Annotated in this window: 21 protein-coding genes and 1 pseudogene; 9 read left to right on the forward strand and 13 right to left on the reverse strand. The window is 72.0% G+C overall.

What is annotated here, in order from left to right:
- From G5C65_RS11680 to G5C65_RS11695, 4 genes are all read left to right on the forward strand, one after another.
- The coding region (locus G5C65_RS11680) for a metallopeptidase TldD-related protein (RefSeq protein ID WP_241265724.1) at positions 1 to 512 on the forward strand (512 nt) is incomplete at its 5' end.
- A gap of 157 nt (positions 513 to 669) precedes the next feature.
- On the forward strand, positions 670 to 2,085 hold the full coding sequence (gene tyrS / locus G5C65_RS11685) for a tyrosine--tRNA ligase (RefSeq protein WP_165298699.1): 1,416 nt from the start codon (positions 670 to 672) through the stop codon (positions 2,083 to 2,085).
- 263 nt (positions 2,086 to 2,348) lie between these two features.
- On the forward strand, positions 2,349 to 2,705 hold the full coding sequence (locus G5C65_RS11690) for a DUF3099 domain-containing protein (RefSeq protein ID WP_206441672.1): 357 nt from the start codon (positions 2,349 to 2,351) through the stop codon (positions 2,703 to 2,705).
- Positions 2,706 to 2,908: 203 nt separating this feature from the next.
- Positions 2,909 to 3,151 (forward strand): hypothetical protein, encoded by a 243-nt coding sequence (locus tag G5C65_RS11695; RefSeq protein WP_165298701.1) that lies wholly within the window; start codon positions 2,909 to 2,911, stop codon positions 3,149 to 3,151.
- A gap of 33 nt (positions 3,152 to 3,184) precedes the next feature.
- On the opposite strand, the gene moaA is transcribed toward G5C65_RS11695, so the two are convergent.
- The 3 genes from moaA to G5C65_RS11710 form a co-directional block, all read right to left on the reverse strand.
- Positions 3,185 to 4,174, reverse strand: a complete 990-nt coding sequence (gene moaA / locus G5C65_RS11700) for a GTP 3',8-cyclase MoaA (protein ID WP_165298702.1) — start codon at positions 4,172 to 4,174, stop codon at positions 3,185 to 3,187.
- A 105-nt stretch (positions 4,175 to 4,279) separates the two neighbouring features.
- A complete protein-coding gene (locus G5C65_RS11705; RefSeq protein WP_165298703.1) occupies positions 4,280 to 5,905 on the reverse strand; it encodes a solute symporter family protein in 1,626 nt (541 codons plus the stop codon).
- Positions 5,902 to 6,255: a DUF485 domain-containing protein gene (locus G5C65_RS11710; protein WP_338146334.1), complete on the reverse strand. Its 354-nt coding sequence runs from the start codon at positions 6,253 to 6,255 to the stop codon at positions 5,902 to 5,904. The genes G5C65_RS11705 and G5C65_RS11710 overlap by 4 nt, the downstream gene beginning before the upstream one ends.
- A gap of 247 nt (positions 6,256 to 6,502) precedes the next feature.
- Here G5C65_RS11710 and G5C65_RS11715 point away from each other — a divergent pair, with 247 nt between their 5' ends.
- A complete protein-coding gene (locus G5C65_RS11715) occupies positions 6,503 to 8,053 on the forward strand; it encodes a S8 family peptidase (protein WP_206441673.1) in 1,551 nt (516 codons plus the stop codon).
- A 21-nt stretch (positions 8,054 to 8,074) separates the two neighbouring features.
- Here G5C65_RS11715 and G5C65_RS11720 read toward each other — a convergent pair whose 3' ends face one another.
- On the reverse strand, positions 8,075 to 8,995 hold the full coding sequence (locus tag G5C65_RS11720) for a sterol desaturase family protein (protein WP_165298704.1): 921 nt from the start codon (positions 8,993 to 8,995) through the stop codon (positions 8,075 to 8,077).
- A gap of 178 nt (positions 8,996 to 9,173) precedes the next feature.
- Here G5C65_RS11720 and G5C65_RS11725 point away from each other — a divergent pair, with 178 nt between their 5' ends.
- From G5C65_RS11725 to G5C65_RS11735, 3 genes are read left to right on the forward strand one after another with little or no spacing between them, the layout of a single operon-like run.
- On the forward strand, positions 9,174 to 10,226 hold the full coding sequence (locus tag G5C65_RS11725) for a DEDDh family exonuclease (RefSeq protein ID WP_165298705.1): 1,053 nt from the start codon (positions 9,174 to 9,176) through the stop codon (positions 10,224 to 10,226).
- 25 nt (positions 10,227 to 10,251) lie between these two features.
- The gene (locus tag G5C65_RS11730) at positions 10,252 to 11,127 is read left to right on the forward strand and encodes an SURF1 family cytochrome oxidase biogenesis protein (RefSeq protein WP_165298706.1); all 876 of its coding nucleotides are present in this window, start codon (positions 10,252 to 10,254) and stop codon (positions 11,125 to 11,127) included.
- 56 nt (positions 11,128 to 11,183) lie between these two features.
- Positions 11,184 to 11,951, forward strand: a complete 768-nt coding sequence (locus G5C65_RS11735; RefSeq protein ID WP_165298707.1) for an SDR family oxidoreductase — start codon at positions 11,184 to 11,186, stop codon at positions 11,949 to 11,951.
- 137 nt (positions 11,952 to 12,088) lie between these two features.
- Here the strand turns inward: G5C65_RS11735 and amaP are convergent, their stop codons facing one another.
- From amaP to G5C65_RS11760, 5 genes are all read right to left on the reverse strand, one after another.
- Positions 12,089 to 12,685: an alkaline shock response membrane anchor protein AmaP gene (gene amaP / locus G5C65_RS11740; protein ID WP_165298708.1), complete on the reverse strand. Its 597-nt coding sequence runs from the start codon at positions 12,683 to 12,685 to the stop codon at positions 12,089 to 12,091.
- Between the two features lie 21 nt (positions 12,686 to 12,706).
- The gene (locus G5C65_RS11745) at positions 12,707 to 13,390 is read right to left on the reverse strand and encodes a DUF6286 domain-containing protein (protein ID WP_165298709.1); all 684 of its coding nucleotides are present in this window, start codon (positions 13,388 to 13,390) and stop codon (positions 12,707 to 12,709) included.
- Positions 13,387 to 13,758: an Asp23/Gls24 family envelope stress response protein gene (locus G5C65_RS11750; RefSeq protein ID WP_165298710.1), complete on the reverse strand. Its 372-nt coding sequence runs from the start codon at positions 13,756 to 13,758 to the stop codon at positions 13,387 to 13,389. The genes G5C65_RS11745 and G5C65_RS11750 overlap by 4 nt, the downstream gene beginning before the upstream one ends.
- A 4-nt stretch (positions 13,759 to 13,762) precedes the next feature.
- Positions 13,763 to 13,951 carry a hypothetical protein gene (locus G5C65_RS11755; protein WP_165298711.1) on the reverse strand — a complete coding sequence of 63 codons (189 nt, stop codon included), beginning with the start codon at positions 13,949 to 13,951 and terminating at the stop codon, positions 13,763 to 13,765.
- Between the two features lie 61 nt (positions 13,952 to 14,012).
- Positions 14,013 to 14,519 (reverse strand): Asp23/Gls24 family envelope stress response protein, encoded by a 507-nt coding sequence (locus G5C65_RS11760; RefSeq protein ID WP_206441674.1) that lies wholly within the window; start codon positions 14,517 to 14,519, stop codon positions 14,013 to 14,015.
- A 194-nt stretch (positions 14,520 to 14,713) separates the two neighbouring features.
- Here G5C65_RS11760 and G5C65_RS11765 point away from each other — a divergent pair, with 194 nt between their 5' ends.
- Positions 14,714 to 15,484: a hypothetical protein gene (locus tag G5C65_RS11765; protein WP_165298712.1), complete on the forward strand. Its 771-nt coding sequence runs from the start codon at positions 14,714 to 14,716 to the stop codon at positions 15,482 to 15,484.
- Between the two features lie 30 nt (positions 15,485 to 15,514).
- Here G5C65_RS11765 and G5C65_RS11770 read toward each other — a convergent pair whose 3' ends face one another.
- The 4 genes and pseudogenes from G5C65_RS11770 to G5C65_RS11785 all read right to left on the reverse strand — a co-directional run.
- The gene (locus G5C65_RS11770; protein ID WP_165298713.1) at positions 15,515 to 16,294 is read right to left on the reverse strand and encodes an enoyl-CoA hydratase/isomerase family protein; all 780 of its coding nucleotides are present in this window, start codon (positions 16,292 to 16,294) and stop codon (positions 15,515 to 15,517) included.
- Positions 16,295 to 16,375: 81 nt separating this feature from the next.
- On the reverse strand, positions 16,376 to 16,597 hold the full coding sequence (locus tag G5C65_RS11775; RefSeq protein ID WP_338146336.1) for a helix-turn-helix domain-containing protein: 222 nt from the start codon (positions 16,595 to 16,597) through the stop codon (positions 16,376 to 16,378).
- A 364-nt stretch (positions 16,598 to 16,961) separates the two neighbouring features.
- Complete coding sequence (gene abc-f, locus G5C65_RS11780) at positions 16,962 to 18,560, reverse strand: ribosomal protection-like ABC-F family protein (protein ID WP_165298715.1); 1,599 nt, start codon at positions 18,558 to 18,560, stop codon at positions 16,962 to 16,964.
- 151 nt (positions 18,561 to 18,711) lie between these two features.
- Positions 18,712 to 19,377, reverse strand: a pseudogene (locus G5C65_RS11785) (hypothetical protein); the annotation flags it as partial.
- Between the last annotated feature and the right edge of the window lie 48 nt (positions 19,378 to 19,425).

Below are 19,425 nucleotides of genomic sequence, written 5' to 3' on the forward strand. Positions count from 1 at the left end.
GCGGGAGCCCGTCCTCGGTGTTCGACAACGGGCTGCCGCTGACCGCCACCGACTGGATCCGCGACGGGGTGCTGACCCGGCTGGTCACCACCCGGCACGCGGCGGAGGAGACCGGCCTGCCGCCCGCCCCGGCAGCCGGCAACCTGGTGCTGGAGTGCCCGCCCGCTGACGGTGCGCCCGCGCCGCGCTCGCTGGCGGAGATGGTGGCGGACACCGAGCGCGGCCTGCTGCTGACCAGCCTGTGGTACCTGCGGGACGTCGACCCGGCGGAGCTGCTGCTGACCGGGCTGACCCGGGACGGGGTGTATCTGGTGGAGGGCGGGGAGGTCACCGGCGCGGTGAACAACTTCCGGTTCAACGAGTCCCCGGTCGGCCTGCTGGGCCGCGCCACCGAGGCGGGCCGGAGCGAGCGCACGCTGTCACGCGAGTGGGCGGAGTGGAGCGGGCCGGCCGCGATGCCGCCGCTGCGGGTGCCGGACTTCCGGATGAGCTCGGTCAGCCGGGGCGTGTGACGGCCCGGCGGGCACGGCGCCGCGGCGTGCGGAGCGTGCACGGCGTGCGGGGCGTGCGGGTCGCGAGTGCGGGCGCGCGAGCGCGGGCACGTGGGCGCGTTCCCGCCCGCATAGACTCTTCCGTGACGTATCCGAACCGATTCACCAGGACAGTGACGTGACACGCCTCGGCGACTCCGTGCAGCGCGCCAGCGAACTGCTGACGCAGGACCTCTCCTCCGACCAGACCGTCGAGCGGCTGCTCGCGGAGACGGGGGCACGGCGCTATCTGGACCTGAGCGACCTCCCGCCGAAGGAACAGGCCGCGCTGATCGGCTCGCGCACGGTGGAGCTGCTGCCCTCGCAGGAGCAGCTCGCCGAGCGCGTCGAGAAGCGCGCAGCCGAGGGCCGGGGGCTGCACATCAAGCTCGGCATCGACCCCACGGCCACCGATGTGCACCTGGGGCACGCCGTACCGATGATCGTCCTGGGGCGGCTCCAGCGGATGGGGCACGATGTCACCCTGCTCATCGGGGACTTCACCGCCAAGATCGGCGACCCCTCGGGCCGGACGGCCGAGCGCCCGCCGCTCACCGACGAGGACATCGCGCGCAACCTCGCCGGCTACCAGGAGCAGGTGCGGCCGTTCTTCGACTTCGAGAAGGTCCGCATCGTCCACAACAGCGCATGGCTGGCCCCGCTCACCCTGCCCGCGCTGCTCGGCCTGCTCTCCCAGGTGCCCGCCTCCTCGCTGCTCCAGCGCGAGGACTTCCGCAACCGGCTCGCGGAGGGCTCGGGCCTGACGATGTCCGAGCTGCTCTACCCCATCGCACAGGCGCTGGACTCGGCCGAGCTGCGCTGCGACGTGGAGCTGGGCGGCGTCGACCAGCTGCTCAACCTGCAGATGGGGCGCCGGGTGATGGAGGCGTACGGGCAGCAGCCGCAGCTCGTCGTCACCCTGCCGCTGGTCGAGGGCACCGACGGCTCGGGGGCCAAGATGTCCAAGTCCAAGGGCAACTACGTCGGGCTGTCCAGCGCCCCCGACGATGTCTTCGGCAAGATCATGTCGATCCCGGACCGGCTGATGGTGCCGTATCTGCGGGCCTGGACCGAGTGGACCGACGCCGAGATCGACCGGGTGTCGGCACGGATCGAGGACCGGTCGCTGCATCCGATGGACCTGAAGAAGATCCTGGCCGGCGAGGTCGTCGCGGCGCTGCACGGCGTCCCGGCGGCGATGGCCGCGCGCGCCGGGTTCGTCGCACAGTTCTCGAAGAAGTCCTTCGCCGAGGTGGACACCCTGCCGGGGGTGGACGCGGGTGAGCACGGCGCGGAGGGCATCGCCGCCGTGCTCACCCAGGTCCTGGAGTTCACCCCGAGCGCCTCGGCGGCCCGCCGGGTCGCCAAGCAGAACGGACTGCGGCTGATCTTCGAGCGGGACGGCGAGGACCAGCAGGCCGTGGTGCTGCCGGAGGCGGACGCGCTGCGTCCGCTCGCCGAGGTGGTGCGGGAGAAGCTCGCCGAGGGCCCCGGCGCCGCCGACGCGGTCTATCTGAAGGCCGGCCGCAAGATCGCCGAGGTGCGGGGGCTGTAGCCGCCGCACGCCCCGCCGAAGGACCCGCCGAGGACCCGCCGAGGACCCGCCGAGGGCCCGCCCAGGGCCGGCACACCCGTGCGGCGTAGGCCGGCTACGCCGCACGGCAGGCTCCCGGCTTCGCCGCCCGGGGGACGTTCCATGGCCCTCGCGGCGCGGTGCCCCGGTCTCGAAGGCGTCGGATCCGCGGCGTACCGTGGAAGATGTCCGGAACCTCGGGCAATGGCCTTCACGACGGTGCGGCGGGCAGGCGGTGGAATGTGATGCGGAAGCAGCGGGACACAGGGGTGTTCCGGATCACGGAGGCCCGCCGCGGACTCAAGGACGATGTGCGCGGACGGCAGCGCCGGTATGTGATTTCGATGCTGATCCGTACCGCTTCGGTGCTGGCCACGGTAGCCCTGTGGAACGTGCAGCGTCCGGTGGCCATTGTGACGCTCGTGCTGGGTGCGCTGCTGCCGTATGTGGCCGTGGTGATCGCCAACGCGGGCCGGGAGAACGCGCCTTCGCTTCCCTCCACCTACCTCTCCGGCCCCCCGCGCCCCATGCTCGACAGCACGGAACGGGCGCCGGAAGCCCAGGCCGGACAGCCAAACGAGCCCTCCCGCAACCGCGGTTGAGGCAACGCTGATCTATACCGGTTCTCAAAACTCAAGAAAAGCTCAGATCAATCATGCGGTTCCGGTGCACTCGGCGGGCCATGGCATGCCATACTTCAAATGCGCTCCGCATCCCCCGTCGGAGCGATGGACCGACGCCGGGCGGCTCCCCCCGTGGCTGCCCGGCGTCGCTTTGTGTGCAGGGGGTGGTGGAAGATGGAGCGGTGATCCCTTCCGCCTCGCCCTCACCGGAGGGCCCCGAGACTCCCCTCTGCTCCGCCAAGGGCTGCCGTGCGGCCGCCGTGTGGGTGCTGGCCTGGAACAACCCGAAGCTGCACACGCCGGAGCGGCGCAAGACCTGGCTGGCGTGCGACGAGCACCGTGAGCACCTGTCGACGTTCCTCGGCATGCGCGGCTTCCTGAAGGAGACCGTGCGCCTTCAGGAGTGGGAGCAGCGGGAGGGCTAGCGTCGTGCCCGGCAGGGCTTGCCGGGCACAGCTCTAGCCGCCGATGGACGACATCGGGCGGCGCGGCTGGACGAACGACGGGTCGTCGATCCCCGCGCCCGCCTTCTTCCCCCACATCGCCTTCCGCCACAGCTCCGCTACCTCCGCGTCCGAGGCGCCGGAGCGCAGTGCGCCCCGCAGGTCGGACTCCTCGGTCGCGAACAGGCAGGTGCGCACCTGCCCGTCGGCCGTCAGCCGGGTGCGGTCGCAGGCGCGGCAGAAGGGGCGGGTGACGGAGGCGATCACGCCCACGCGCTGTGGGCCGCCGTCGACCAGCCAGCGCTCGGCGGGGGCCGAGCCGCGCTCCCGCTCCTCCTCCGGGGCCAGCTCGAAGCGGGTGCGCAGCGACTCCAGAATGTCCCCGGCGGTGATCATGCCCTCGCGGCGCCAGCCGTGCTGCGCGTCCAGCGGCATCTGCTCGATGAAGCGCAGCTCATATCCCTCCTCCAGGGCCCAGGAGAGCAGGTCCGGGGCCTCCTGCTCGTTGAACCCGGGCATCAGCACGGCGTTGACCTTGACGGGCTCCAGGCCCGCCGCGCGCGCCGCCGCCAGGCCGCGCAGCACGTCGGCGTGCCGCTTGCGGCGCGTCAGCCGCTGGAAGACCTCGGGGTCGAGGGTGTCGAGCGAGACGTTGACCCGGTCGAGCCCGGCGTCGCGCAGCGCGGAGGCGGTGCGCTCCAGGCCGATGCCGTTGGTGGTCAGGGACATCCGGGGGCGCGGCGCCAGCTCTGCGCAGCGCGCGACGATGCCGGTGAGGCCGGGGCGCAGCAGCGGCTCGCCGCCGGTGAAGCGGACCTCGGTGACGCCCAGCTCGGTGACGGCGATACGGACGAGGCGGACGATCTCGTCATCGGTCAGCAGCTCGGGTTTGGTGAGCCACTGCAGGCCCTCTTCCGGCATACAGTACGTGCAGCGCAGATTGCAGCGGTCGGTCAGCGAGACGCGCAGATCGGTTGCGACCCGGCCATAGGTGTCGAGCAGCATGCGGACGGCCCCTCCCAGAGGTGCGTGAACTGCTTCGCAGCGTAAGCCACTCCACTGACAATCAACAGTTCCGCCTGGTGAGGGGCCGTATACCCCGGGTAGCCGCTAGTGCGCGCCGTAGCCCGTCATGGACCGCACCTCCAGCTCCGCGTACTTCTTGCCGTTCGCGTCGTCGTCCCTGGTGAGGACCGAGCCGAGCCAGCCGAGCAGGAAGCCCAGCGGGATCGAGATGAGGCCCGGGTTCTCCAGCGGGAAGTAGTCGAAGTCCCACTGGTCGAACATCGACGTCTCCTTGCCGGAGACCACCGGCGAGAACAGCACCAGGCCCACGGCGGAGACGAGGCCGCCGTAGATGGACCACAGCGCGCCCTGGGTGGTGAACCGCTTCCAGAACAGGCTGTAGAGGATCGTCGGCAGGTTGGCCGAGGCCGCGACGGCGAACGCGAGCGCGACCAGGCCCGCGACGTTCAGCTTGCCCGCGAAGATCCCGAGCCCGATGGCGACGCCGCCGATGACGACGGCGGAGATCCGCGCCGCGCCGACCTCCTCCTTGTCCGTCGCCTTCCCCTTGCGGATGACGTTGGCGTACAGATCGTGCGCGAAGGAGGACGAGGACGCGAGGGTGAGCCCGGCGACCACGGCGAGAATGGTGGCGAAGGCGACGGCCGAGATCAGCGCGAGCAGGATGGCCCCGCCCGTCGAGTCGCCGCCGCCGCCGATCTCCTGGGCGAGCAGCGGTGCGGCCGTGTTGCCCGCCGCGTTGGAGTCGGTGATCTCCTTCTGGCTGAGCAGCGCGGCGGCGCCGAAGCCGAGCGCGATGGTCATCAGGTAGAAGACGCCGATGATGCCGATCGCCCAGTTGACGGACTTCCGCGCGGCCATGGCGGTCGGCACGGTGTAGAAGCGGATCAGGATGTGCGGCAGCCCGGCGGTGCCGAGCACCAGGGCGAGCCCCAGCGAGATGAAGTCGATCTTCGAGGTGGTGCTGACGCCGTACTTGAGGCCGGGTTCGAGGAACGCCTTGCCCTTGCCGCTGTTCTCCGCGGCCTCACCGAGCAGGGTGGACAGGTTGTAGTTGAACTTGTGGAACACCAGCACGGTGACGATCAGGGTGCCGCCGATCAGCAGGCACGCCTTGATCATCTGGACCCAGGTGGTGCCCTTCATCCCGCCGATCGTCACATAGAGGATCATGATGATGCCGACGAAGACGACGATGAGGTTCTTCCCCGCCTCGCCCGTGATCCCCAGCAGCAGCGCGACGAGCGCTCCGGCGCCGACCATCTGGGCCAGCAGGTAGAAGATCGAGACGGTGATGGTGGAGACGCCGGCGGCCGTACGCACGGGGCGCTGGCGCATCCGGTAGGCGAGGACGTCGCCCATGGTGTAGCGCCCGGAGTTCCGCAGCGGCTCCGCGACCAGGAGCAGCGCGATCAGCCAGGCGACCAGGAAGCCGATGGAGTAGAGGAAGCCGTCGTAGCCGCTGAGCGAGATGGCGCCCGCGATACCGAGGAAGGACGCCGCCGACATGTAGTCGCCGGAGATGGCGAGCCCGTTCTGGAAACCGGTGAACTGCCGCCCTCCGGCGTAGAAGTCGGTGGCGTCCTTGGTTCTGCGGCCCGCCCATACGGTGATCGCCAGAGTTGCGACGACGAAGCAGGAGAACAGCGAGACGATCAGGGTGCGGTGCTCGCTGGCGTCGTTGGCCGCGAGCTGCTGGGTGAGGGTCATGCGCCGCCCTCCTGCTCCAGCCGGGACTTGATGGCCCCGGCCTTCGGGTCGAGCTTCGCCGCCGCGAAGCGGGAGTACCACCAGGCGATGAGGAACGTGGTGAGGAACTGCGCCAGGCCGAACACAAAAGCGATGTTGATATGGCCGACGACCTTGGCGCCCATGAAACCGGACGCATAGTTCGACAGCAGGACGTACAGGAGGTACCAGGCGACGAACGCCACGGTGAGGGGGAAGACGAACGACCGGTACCGGCGGCGGAGTTCACCGAACTCCGGGCTCTGCTGGATCTCTGTGTAGTCCCGGCCGCCAGGGGGGCCGGGACTCGTGTGCTCTGGGGGGGTGCCCACAGTGACTCCAGTTGCGATGCGGGAACAAAGGGAGGAGAGGGAGTGTGACGTAGGTCTCCCTGGATGTGCAGTCCGCGCATCCTAGATCGCGCCCCGGCCGTGCAACAGAGGGCCGAGACGGAATCTCACAGGGCGGTCGGGCGCATCACACCACCTTCGGACTTTCTTCCGCGATCCATTGCAGTTGCACGCCTCACAGCGATAACTTCCGTCGTCTGTGAACAACTTCAGACGACATGGAGACCCCATGCTTTCGAAACCTTCCAGACGACGGCGTGCACTGGCGCTGCCCCTGGGCCTGGTGCTCGCCGCGTCGCTGGGACTCACCGGCGCCGTGACGGCGAACGCGCAGGACAACACGCCCGCAGCGAAGGACGCGGCGAAGCCAGCTGCGAAGGACGGCGAAAAGCTCAGCTACGTCGTCAACACCGAAAAGAACCCCCGCACGATCAATCGGGTGAAGCGTGAAATCCGGGCGGCGAAGGGCAAAATCGTCACCACGTACGCCAAGATAGGCGTGATCGTCGTACACTCCGCGAACCCGGAGTTCAGCAAAACGATACGAGCCGTGGACGGCGTCGACTCCGCGGGCGCCACCCGCACCGCGCCGCTGCGGTCCGCGACCACCACCGAGGTCGGCAAGCCCAAGTTCGTCAAGGAGCCGAAGGCGTCGCTCGCCGCGAGCGCGAAGAACGACGGCCAGGAGCCGCTGGAGTCCCTGCAGTGGGACAAGCGGGCCATCAAGGCCGACAAGGCCAGCAAGGTCGACGAGGGCAGCAGCCGCGTCACCGTCGGCGTCATCGACACCGGTGTGGACGACACCCATCCGGACCTGAAGCCGAACTTCTCCCGCTGGCAGTCCGCCAACTGCGTGGGCGGCAAGGCCGACACCTCGCCGGGCGCCTGGCGCCCCTACGACCCGGCGGAGGACTACCACGGCACGCACGTCGCGGGCATCATCGCGGCCCCGCGCAACGGCGTGGGCATCGCGGGCACCGCTCCGGGCGTCAAGGTCGCCTCGCTCAAGGTGAGCGAGCCGGACACCTCGCTGTTCTACTCCGAGGCCGTCGTCTGCGCCATGGTCTACGCGGCCGACCACGGCGTCGAGGTCACCAACAACAGCTACTACGTCGACCCGTGGCTGTACAACTGCGACGACCACGGCGACCAGAAGGCCATCGCGGACGCGGTGGGCCGCGCGATCAAGTACGCCCAGGGCAAGGGCGTCACCACCGTCAGCTCGGCGGGCAACTCCGCGCACGACCTGGCCGCGAGCGAGATCGTGGACAGCACCAGCCCCGACGACTCCACGCCGGTCGAGCGCACCATCAACCCGGCGACGTGCCCGGACGTCCCGAACATGCTGCCCGGCTCGATGTCCATCTCGGCCACGGGCCCGGAGGACAACCTGAAGTCGTACTACTCGAACTACGGCCAGGGCGAGATCGACGTGGCGGCCCCGGGCGGTGACCGCCGGTTCCAGACGCCGGACGCGCCCGCCAAGGACGGCGGCATCCTCTCCACCATGCCCGACGGCGACTACGCCTACCTGCAGGGCACCTCGATGGCCGGCCCGCAGGTCGCGGGCGTCGCGGCGCTCATCAAGAGCAAGCACCCCCGCGCCACCCCGCAGGAGATCGCCTGGCGGCTGAAGGCCCAGGCCACCTCCGTGCCGTGCCCGGAGGACTTCGACCCGGACGGCAAGGGAACCTACGCCGCCAAGTGCACCGGCTTCACCGGCAACAACAGCTTCTACGGCCACGGCCTCGTGAACGCGCTCGCCGCCGTGACGAAGTGACGCAGGATCAGCACCACCGGCTCATCTGAGCCGCAGGGAGGGGTCGGCCCGCCGCGGTCCGGCCCCTTCCGGCTGTGCGGGCGGCTGTGCGGGCGGCTGTGCGGGCCGGGGCTCCGGACTCCAGCCGGGCCCGCGGAAGAGCCGCCCGGCCCGCTCCCGCCAGCCGTGCGAGGCACGCAGGTCGCGGGCGATGGCGGCGTACTCGTGCGTGGCCACGCACAGCGGGTTGAAGGTGTCGATGTTCTTCGTCAGTCCGTAGACGCACGGGGCGGTCTCCGGGACGAACGACCCGAAGAGCCGGTCCCAGACGATCAGGATGCCGCCGAAGTTGCGGTCCAGATAGCCGCCCTGCGAGGCGTGGTGCACCCGGTGGTGCGAGGGCGTGTTGAGGACGAACTCCACGGGACGGGACAGCGTGCCCACCCGCTCGGTGTGGATCCAGAACTGGTAGACGAGGTTCGCCGAAGAGCAGAAGGCGACGGCGGCGGGGTGCACGCCCAGGGCGATCATCGGCAGATAGAACGGCCAGACGGTCCAGGTCGTCCACGGCTGGCGCAGCGCGGTCGTGAAGTTGAACTTCCGGCTGGAGTGGTGCACCACGTGGCAGGCCCACAGGATGCGGACCACGTGGTGGCCACGGTGCGACCAGTAGTAGCAGAAGTCCTGGGCGAGCAGCATCAGCGGCAGCGTCCACCACAGCACGGGCACCCGCAGCGGGGTGAGCTCGTAGAGCGCCGCGTAGACGGCGACGATGGGTATCTTCCACAGCGCGTCGAAGACGAGGCTGCCGAGCCCCATGGTGATGCTGGTCGCGGCGTCCCTGGTCTCGTACCCGGCCGCGTCCTCGTCCGGGTGAAGGCGGTAGCTCACCATCTCCACCACGGTCAGCAGCACGAACGCGGGAATCGACCACAGCACGACATCGGGCAGGCTAGACGGCATGTCAGCAAGGTAAGCCCGGCGGCGGGCCCGCGCCAGAGGTTGTTACTGACGCGTATCCCCGGGTTCCCTGGCACGTTCGCCGGGTGCGGCCCGCTCGGGCGACGTCCGGTCAACTCCGGGCCCCGGGTGGCGGGCGCGCTTCGAACGCTGTCAGTCCCGCCCCGTATTCTCTGGGACCATGCTCGAAGACCAGACGGCACTTCCGGACGGTACGACCCCACGCGTCCCCGCGCAGCCCGCCGCCGCCGACGCCGCGCCGCCCGGCCCCTGGCCGTCCGGCTATCCGGAGCGCTATGCCGTGGTGGACGTGGAGACCACCGGCCTGGCGCGGGACGACCGGATCGTCTCCGCCGCTGTCTACCGCCTGGACGCCCACGGCGAGGTCGAGGACCACTGGTACACCCTGGTCAACCCGGAGCGCGATCCGGGCCCCACCTGGATCCACGGGCTGACGTCAGCCGAGCTGGCCCGCGCCCCCCTCTTCGCCGACATCGCCGACGAGTTCGCCGAGCACCTCGCGGACCGGGTACTGGTCGCGCACAACGCCATCTTCGACTGGTCGATGATCGCGCGGGAGTATGCGCGCGCACAGCGGACAGCCCCCGTGCGGCAGCGCCTGTGCACCATCGCGCTCTCCAAGGAGCTGTCCCTCCCCGTCCCCAACAACAAACTGGAGTCCCTCGCCGCGCACTACGGCGTGGTGCAGCGGCGCGCACACCACGCGCTGGACGACGCGCGGGTGCTGACCGAGGTGTTCCGCCCCAGCCTGCATCTCGCGGCCCAGCGGCGGGTGCGGCTGCCGCTGCTCGCCTGCCAGCCGCTCAGCGAGTGGACGGAGGCCGTGGTCCCGCGCGGCCCCTCCGCCGGCCCCGGGCGCCACGGAAGCCACGGCCGCCCGTACGCGCACAGCTGGCGCCCCTCCCGCAAGCGCCCCGCATGCCCCTATCCGAACCCCGGGCGGTACGAACCGGGCGGGCCGCTCGTCCAGGGCATGCGCGTGGCCATCTCCGGCGACACCTCCGTCGACCGCGAGCTGCTGGAGGACCGCGCCATCGAGGCCGGGCTGCACATCGCCGGCAGCGTCTCCCGGCTCACCAGCCTGCTGGTCACCAACGATCCGGACTCCCCCACCTCCAAGGTCGTCAAGGCCCGGACGTTCGGCACCCCCGTGATCGACGAGGCGGCGTTCAGCCAGCTGCTCCAGGACGTGGCCCCCGCGCCGGGAGGCTGAGCCCGCGAGGGGTACCGTCGCAGACGTGTACCGCTTCCTGTTGACCCGGCAGTGGGTGATCCTCACCCTCCTCGGACTCGTGCTCATCCCTGTGATGATCAAGCTGGGCTTCTGGCAGCTGCACCGGCACGAGTCCCGTGTCGCCCGCAACGACGAGATCGCCGCCAGCCTGTCCGCGCCGACGGTCCCGGTCACCGAGCTGACCGGGCCGGGCCGCGCCCCGTCGGACGGCGCGAAGTACCGCACGGTCACCGCGCGCGGCACCTACGACGCGCGGCACGAGGTCGTCGTGCGGCACCGCACCGCGGCCGACGGCGACACCATCGGCTACTTCGTCGTCACCCCGCTCGTCCGGAAGGACGGTTCGGCGCTCCTCGTCAACCGCGGCTGGATCCGCGCCGACCGCGACCTGACGTCGTTCCCCGAGGTCCCCCCGGCCCCGAAGGGCGAGGTCGAGGTCACCGGCCGGCTGATGCCGGACGAGACCACCGAGGCGAGCGGCATCAAGGACACCCAGGGCCTGCCCGACCGCCAGGTGATGCTGATCAACAGCCGACAGCAGGCCAAGTCGCTGGACCGGCCGGTGCTGGGCGGCTTCGTCCAGCTGCTGAAGACCTCGCCCAAGCCGCAGGGGAAGCAGCCGGAGCTGCTTCCCGAGCCGGACCACAGCGGTATCGGTCCCCATATGGCCTACGCCGTGCAGTGGTGGCTCTTCGCCGCCGCCGTGCCGGTGGGCTGGGTCGTCCTGGTCCGCCGCGAAAAGCAGGACCGGGCCAGGTCCGGGGCGGAGCAGACGGAAGGGGAGAACGGGGCTGACGGGGCTGACGGGCCGGACGGGTCGGACGGGGAGAGCGGGGCGGGTGAGCCGGAGTCGGCCGGGGCCGCCGCCGTCTCCGACTGACCGCGCGGCCCAGGGCCCCGTCTGCGGCTGTCACTGGCGGCAGGCACACTCTTCCCATGGATCTCGGACTCAAGGACCGCGTCTACGTCATCACCGGAGGCACCCGCGGCCTCGGCTTCGCCGCCGCGCGACAGCTCGTCGACGAGGGCGCGCGGGTGGTGGTCTCGGGGCGCACGGCTCAGGCAGCGGACACCGCGGCGGAGCGGCTGGGCGCGGACGGCGGCCGGGCCGTGGGCGTCGCCGCCGACAACGCGGCGCCGGACACCGCCGCCCGTCTCGTCGAGGCCGCGCGCGCCCGCTTCGGCCGCTTCGACGGCGTGCTGATCAGCGTCGGCGGCCCGCCCGCCGGAGTGCCCGCCGAGGAGATCAGCGACGAGCAGTGGCGGTCCGCGTTCGAGAGCGTCTTCCTCGGCGCCGTACGGCTCGCCCGTACGGCCGCCGGCGAGCTGGAGGCGGGCGGCGTGATCGCCTTCGTGCTCTCCGGCTCGGTGCACGAGCCGATTCCGGGCCTCACGCTCTCCAACGGGCTGCGGCCCGGCCTCGCGGGCTTCGCCAAGACACTGGCCGACGAGGTGGGCCCGCGCGGCATCCGCGTGCTGGGGCTGATGCCGGGCCGGATCGGCACGGAGCGCATGCAGTATCTGGACTCGCTGACGGGGGACGGCGACGCCGCGCGGGAGCGCAGAGAGTTGGACATCCCCCTGCGGCGGTACGGCACGCCCGAGGAGTTCGGCCGGGTCAGCGCGTTTGTGCTGTCGCCCGCGGCCAGCTATCTGTCCGGGGTGATGCTCCCGGTCGACGGCGGCGCCCTGCGGGGCTTCTAACTCCGGCTCTGCTCGCGGGGCGCACGGATGCGCCCCGTCAGGGGCGCGGGGAACTGCGCGGCCAGCCCCAACACAGCAGCAGCCTGCGACGCGCCGGAAGGGGCAGCCCCTGCCCAGCAAGATCCGCAGGAGAGCTCCTAGTTCACCCGTTCCGCGCGGTGCCGCGCGGAGCGTAGCCGGACCTCGGCCGGCAGCCGGTCCAGCCCGGACGAGGTCCGCGCGTGCTCGATCGCCTCGCCGCGCAGCCGCAGCAGCTCGGGCCCGGGTTCGGCGTGCGCGGCCAGCAGCAGACCGATCCGCAGCCGCGGCTCGGTACGGCGCCCCGTCAGCGTGACCCGGGCCCTGTCCACTCCGGGCAGTGCCTCCGCCTCGGCGGCGAGCACGTCCTCCAGCGCCCGGCCGCGCAGCAGCGCGCCCGCGCCGTCCCCGCTCTCCACCAGGACCTCGCCCAGCCTGTGCCGCCGCAGCTGCGCGAGCAGCCACCACAGCGTGAGCACGACCAGCACGGCGAGGGCGGCGATCAGCACCGGCCACCACCAGCCCTCGTCCCGCCAGCGGGTGCGGTCCTCGCGGGTCAGCAGCACATCGTCGGGGCCCGCCCAGGGCCAGCCCGACGGCAGCGAGACGCTCCAGCGGTGCGGCAGGTCCAGGCCGCCGGCCAGCACCGCCAGCCCCAGCAGCAGCAGCGCCAGCCCGGCCAGGCCGGTCAGCACCCGGTTGACGGTCCGCAGCATCGTCCCTCGCCTCCCCTCGCCTCAGCGCTTCGCCGGTCGCCTGACCTGAACGGAGAGCCCGAGCTGCCGGGCGAGCCCGAGCTGCCGGATCCCCTCCTCCAGCACCGAGTCCAGGTCGGCGCGCACCTCGTCCAGCTCGCGGAAGTGGGCCAGTGCCCGAGCCCGCACCTTGCGCCGGGTGACGGCGACCCGTACGGAGCGGACGCCGGACACCTCCATCGCCCGGTCCCGCAGGACCAGCGCGGCGGCCGAGCGCTCCAGCCCGGCCCGCACCTGCGGAACGTCCCGCCGCATGGGCAGCACGCCGCGCAGCCCCGGGGTCAGCGCCAGAACGATCAGCCACAGCCCGAGCAGCGCGGCGACGGCGGCTCCGGCGAGCACCGCGGCGTCGTCCAGCCGGGTGGTCGCCAACTCATCGGCGAGCGTGCGCCGCCAGGCCATGCCGGGCCGGTCGGCCCGGACGGACGCGACGTCGTACAGCAGCACCGCCGTCCCGGCGAGCAGCAGCAGCGCGACGAGCGCGGCGGGCACGCGGCGCACGGACCAGAACCGGGGCACCCGGCCGCCGTCCGCCGCTCCGTCCTGTCCTTCCGCTCCGCCCGCGCCGGGCCCGTACGCGGCGGAGGACTCGGCCTGCTCCAGGCCCTGGGGAGGGGCCGTCTTCTCCAGGGTGGGGCGCTCGGCGGGCGGCTGTGCCTCGCTCACGTCACCCTCCCCGGGGTGTCGCCGTTCAGATGGACGGAGTGCAGCCGTTCGATGTCGAGGGCCACGTCCGGCACCTCCATACCGACCAGATCCTGTACCCGCGCGGTGACCCGACGGCGCACCGCGCCGCACTGGGCACCGATGTTCGAGGGATAGCGCAGCTCCAGGGCGACCCGGACCCGGGCCGCGTGCTCGCGGACGACGACCGTGGCACGCGGCGGGGCCCCGCCCGACACGCCGGGCAGGGCCGGCCCCTCCCCGGCCTGGCGCAGCGCCTCACGGGCCGCCTGCGCGGCCACCTTGGCCACGACCCGGTCCGCGATACGCGTCGCGCCGCGTTCGGCGGCGGGCACCTCGCCCCCGGTCATCCGGTCACCTGCGCCGGTCGTTGTCGCGGGCGCGGAAGAAATCGCCCGGCTCCCAGTCCCCGTCCAGGAACCTGCCGGCCACGAAGCCGATGGCGCCCAGCGCCGCCACCAGCAGAAATGCCCCGAAGCCGCCAAAGTACCCGGCGAAGCCCAGCGCCATGCCGGCGATCAAGCCGACCACGGCCATGCTCATCGCGCGCTCCCTCGCTTGGGTCCGTATCGTCCCGCGCCATCCCGCGCCCGCCCTGCCCTGCCTACTGCAGGCGCGGCTTCTCCTGCTCCTCCTCTTCCTCCTCGTCGGGCAGCTTGACGTCGCTCACGGCGATATTGACCTCGACGACCTCAAGGCCCGTCATGCGCTCGACGGCGGCGATGACATTCTCGCGCACGGCGCGGGCGACATCGCCGATCGAGACGCCGTAGTCGACCACGATTTCCAGGTCCAGCGCGGTCTGGACCTCGCCGACCTCGGCCTTGACTCCGCGTGTCACACTCCGGCTGCCGCCGGGCACCCGGTCGCGCACGGCGCCGAATGTGCGCGCGAGGCCGCTGCCCATGGCGTGGACGCCGACCACGTCGCGCGCGGCGAGCCCGGCGATCTTCTCGACGACGCCGTCGGCGATGGTGGTGCGTCCCCGGGAAGCCGGCTCGCCCCCGCCGCGGCGGGTCGTCACCGGCTTGACCGCGCTCTCGGTCTCGGCTTCGGTACGCGTACCGGAGGAGTCGGAACGGTTGCGGGTTGTGGTCGTGCTCTCGGACATCTCCCTCACCCCTTCGGAGATTCGGAACGGACTGCCGCCCCGCCACTCACACTAAGCGTGCCCGGCCGGGTTCGCCTTGTGCACGTACCGCCGAACGAGTGGCCACGGGGGAGGGTTCCCCCTTGGGACGGGGCCAACCGGGTACGGAAAGCTGTGCGTGACCGCGGAGCCGCGGCGACGAGAGGAGCGGGGCGATGAGCGCCGACAGACTGGTCCAGGCCGTACGACAGCAGCTCGGACTGGGACGGCTGGTGCCGCTGGGCGGGGCCGGGGACGGGGCGTGGGTGACGGAGCAGGCCGCGTGCGGAGCACTGCGCCGCGCCGCCGCGCACGCCCTGCCGGGTGCGCGGCTCGACGCGCTACGGCTCGACCTCGCCGACCCCGAGCGCACGGAGGAGCCCGCCGTACCGCCTCCGCCCAGCGCCCTGCCGCCGGGTCCGCTGCTGCTGGCCGCCGAGCTCGCGTTGGCCCTGGACACGCCGCTGCCCGAGGTGACCAGCGCGCTCCGCGAGCTGCTGCTGACCACGGCGGAGGCGGAGCTGGGGCTCTCGGTGGCGGCGGTGGATCTGCGGGTGACGGATCTGCTGGAGGACGCCGGGGACGCCGGGGATACCGGGGACGCGGAGGACGCGGAGGACGCGGCCGGTGTCACCGGTGCGGACCGGGCGGAGCCCGCGGACGAGGACGGGGGCGCCGTCGGCCGTGCCGTGCTGGCGGTGCCGGGGGTCGCGCGGCTGGCGCCCGCGCTGGGGGTTCCGCCGGCGCGGGGCGTCCGGATGAGTGACGGCGGGGAGGACGGGGGCCCGCCGCATGTCTCCGTACAGCTGGCGGTGCGCCCCGGGCACCGGGCGCTGGACGTCGCCAGGGAGGCCGGGGCCGCCGCGCGGGAAGCCGCGTCCGGTACGCCGCCCCCGACCGTCGCCGTGCTGGTCACCGCGATCGATCCGGGGAGCCCCGCCTCCTGACCGCCCCCGGTACCGGGGCTGCGGTGCGGGCTACTCTCCGAGCCCCGCGAGTTCGCGCAGGCGCCTGGCCTGCGCCTCCCGCTCCGCGGCCCGCTGCTGCTCGTAGGTGCGCGAGCCCGCGCCCGCGAGCAGGGCCTTGGTCTCGATGACGGCGTCCCGCGGGGCGGCCAGCAGCGCCGCGGCCAGATCGGCGACGGCGGCGTCCAGCTCGCCGGCGGGGACCACCAGGTTGGCCAGCCCGGCGCGCTCCGCCTCCTCGGCGTGGACGAAGCGGCCCGTGGCGCAGATCTCCAGCGCGCGGGCGTAGCCGACCAGCGCCACCAGGGGGTGGGTGCCGGCCAGGTCGGGGACGAGGCCGAGGCTGGTCTCGCGCATGGCGAACTGCACATCCTCGGCGCACACCCGCAGGTCGCAGGCGAGCGCGAGCTGGAAGCCCGCGCCGATGGCGTGCCCCTGGACCGCGGCGACGCTGATCAGATCGCTGCGCCGCCACCAGGTGAACGCCTCCTGGGCTCCCGCGATGTACGCGTCGAGCTCCTGGTCCGTCCGGTGTGCGAGCTCGACGAACGACGTCTCGCCCTCGATGCCCTCGGGCTCGAACATCCGCCGGTCGAGCCCGGCGGAGAAGGACGCGCCCTCGCCGCGCAGCACCACGACCCGCACCGCGCCCGGCAGTACCCGCCCGGCCTCCGCCAGCGCACGCCACATGCCGGGGGACTGGGCGTTGCGCTTGGCGGGGTTGTCGAGCGTGACCGTGGCCACGGCGCCGTCCACGGTGAGACGGACGCCGTCCTTGTCGAGCAGGGTCATCGGGCATCCTCCGGTGGTTACTCAGCAGTATTGTTTAACTGAAGAGTAACCACCGGGTGGGATGCCGGGAAGGTCCGCCCGTCAGGCTGAGACGGCCTTCTTGCCCCTCGTGGCTCCGCCGCGGCCCCGGAGGACCACTCCGGACTCGGTCAGCATCCGGTGCACGAATCCGTAGGAACGGCCCGTTTCCTCGGCCAGCGCACGGATGCTCGCACCCGCGTCGTACTTCTTCTTGAGGTCTGCCGCGAGCCTTTCGCGCGCGGCGCCGGTCACCCGGCTGCCCTTCTTCAGAGTCTCGGCCACCCGTGCCTCCTCATGGGAAGTGCGCTCTGTGACTCTCATGATCACCCCTCCCCCGCCTTCTGGCCACCCATTCAACAAGGTCGATACGGAGCGCTTGGGCCCCGCAAACAGGCCGGGGGCCGCCGGAAGGCGATATTCCGCTCGCTGCCGGGGAGCCCGGAAACCGGCTCTCGGGGGGAAGGGGGGCAGGTCAGCAGCGCATATGGGGCGCGGCGCCGTGGTGCGGAAGGCGCATAGCGAAACGCCGTGCGCCCGGCGCGGGACCGCGCCGGGGTACGAGCCCTCCTCACCCAGATGAAGGATCACCGGTCGGCCGAATGATCCAGAAGGGGGTGGATCAAGAGCGCCGGATCACACGCTGCGCTCAGGCGAGGGCGACGAGGTCGGCGTACTCCTCGCCCCACAGGTCCTCCACGCCGTCCGGGAGCAGGATGATGCGCTCCGGCTGGAGCGCCTCCACCGCGCCCTCGTCGTGGGTGACGAGGACGACCGCGCCCGTGAAGGTGTGCAGCGCCCCGAGGATCTCCTCCCGGCTGGCCGGGTCCAGGTTGTTGGTGGGCTCGTCGAGCAGCAGCACATTGGCCGAGGAGACCACCAGCGTGGCCAGCGCCAGCCGGGTCTTCTCGCCGCCGGAGAGCACTCCGGCGGGCTTGTCCACGTCGTCCCCGGAGAACAGGAAGGAGCCGAGCGTCTTGCGCAGCTGGACCAGATCCGTGTCCGGGGCCGCCGACCGCATGTTCTCCAGCACCGTGCGGTCCGGATCCAGGGTCTCGTGCTCCTGCGCGTAGTACCCCAGCTTGAGGCCGTGGCCCGGGACCACCTTGCCGGTGTCCGGCTCCTCGATCCCGGCGAGCAGCCGCAGCAGCGTGGTCTTGCCCGCGCCGTTCAGGCCCAGGATGACCACCCGGGAGCCCTTGTCGATGGCCAGGTCGACGCCGGTGAAGATCTCCAGCGAGCCGTACGACTTCGACAGGTCCTCCGCCATCAGCGGGGTCTTGCCGCACGGCGCGGGGTCGGGGAAGCGGAGCTTGGCGACCTTGTCGGACTGCCGCTCCTCCTCCAGGCCCGCGAGCATCTTCTCCGCGCGCCGCGCCATGTTCTTCGCGGCGACCGCCTTGGTGGCCTTGGCCCGCATCTTGTCCGCCTGCGAGCTGAGCGCGGCGGCCTTCTTCTCGGTGTTGGCCCGCTCGCGCCTGCGGCGCTTCTCGTCGTCCTCGCGCTGGGTGAGGTACTGCTTCCAGGACATGTTGTAGATGTCGAGGGAGGAGCGGTTGGCGTCCAGGTAGAAGACCTTGTTCACCGCCGTCTCCATCAGATCGACGTCGTGGGAGATCACGATCAGGCCGCCGCGGTAGGTCTTGAGGAAGTCCCGCAGCCAGGTGACGGAGTCGGCGTCCAGGTGGTTGGTGGGCTCGTCGAGCAGCAGGGTGTCGGCGTCCGAGAAGAGGATCCGGGCCAGCTCGACGCGGCGGCGCTGACCTCCGGAGAGGGTGTGCAGCGGCTGGCCGAGCACCCGGTCCGGCAGGCCGAGGCTGGCCGCGATGGTGGCGGCCTCGGCCTCCGCGGCGTATCCGCCCTTGGTGAGGAACTCGGTCTCCAGCCGCTCGTACTTCTTCAGCGCCTTCTCGCGGGTGGCGCCCTGGCCGGTGGCGATGCGCTGCTCGTTCTCGTGCATCTTGCGCAGTACGGAGTCCAGCCCGCGGGCCGAGAGGACGCGGTCGCGGGCCAGCACATCGAGATCGCCGGTGCGCGGGTCCTGCGGGAGGTAGCCGACCTCACCGCTGCGGGTGATGCTGCCCGCCGCCGGGATGCCCTCGCCCGCGAGGCACTTGGTGAGGGTGGTCTTGCCCGCGCCGTTGCGGCCGACGAGGCCGATGCGGTCGCCCCTGGCGACGCGGAAGCTGGCGGACTCAAGGAGGACGCGGGCGCCGGCGCGCAGCTCAAGACCGGTTGCGGTGATCACTGGAGGACTCCAAGGCAGGCGTGAAAGATGTACGTACGGGCTGGGTCAGCTGAGGGTGGCCGTGTACGCACACCTAATGCACGAGGAGATGAAGCATGACGCCAGTCTACCGGCGGGATGCAACCGGTTTTCCGTGCGGCCCCGCCGCCCCTCACTCACCGCCCGTGTGCACCTGGAAGGCGGCCCGCCGCACGGCCTTGGCGAAGGCCGGGTCCGGGTGCGCGGCGGCCAGCGCGACCAGCACCTGCACGGTGCGCGGGTGCCCGGTCGCGCGCACCTCCGCCAGCAGCTCGGGAACCGAGCCCTGCACCGCCGTGGCCAGGTGGTCGACCAGCAGCTGCTCCTCGCCGTGGTCGGCGACGGCGGCGGCGGTGTCCACCCACAGCCAGGTGGCCTCCTCGCGGGTGAGCACACCGGGCGCCGCGCCCGCGAGGTCCTCCGGATCGGTCCCGGCCAGCTCGGCGAGCCACAGCAGCGCGTACGGACGCAGCGCCGGCTCCCCCGCGGCGCCCCGTACGGCGCCCTCGGCGGGCGCTCCCACCACCCGCAGCGCCTCGAAGGCCAGGCCCCGGATGAGCGCGTCGTCGCCGCGCGCCGCCTCCAGCAGCTCGGTCACGGCGGGCCCGGTGGGGCGGGCGGCGAGCCAGGCACGGTACTCGTCGCGCGCCGGGCCGGGCGTCATCCGCGCACAGCCGCGCAGCATGTCCTCGGCGGGCTGCTCGATGTTGCCGGCCGGGCTCTGTGCGGCGACGCAGATCTGCTCCAGCTTGGTCCACACCGCCCAGTTGCCGAGCGGGGTGAGCACGGCCGAGCCCCGGCGCACTCCTCCCTCACCCTCCTCGCAGCCCTCCCCCCCTGTCTCTTA

The organism is Streptomyces boncukensis (genome assembly GCF_011045075.1).
Taxonomy (GTDB): domain Bacteria; phylum Actinomycetota; class Actinomycetes; order Streptomycetales; family Streptomycetaceae; genus Streptomyces; species Streptomyces boncukensis.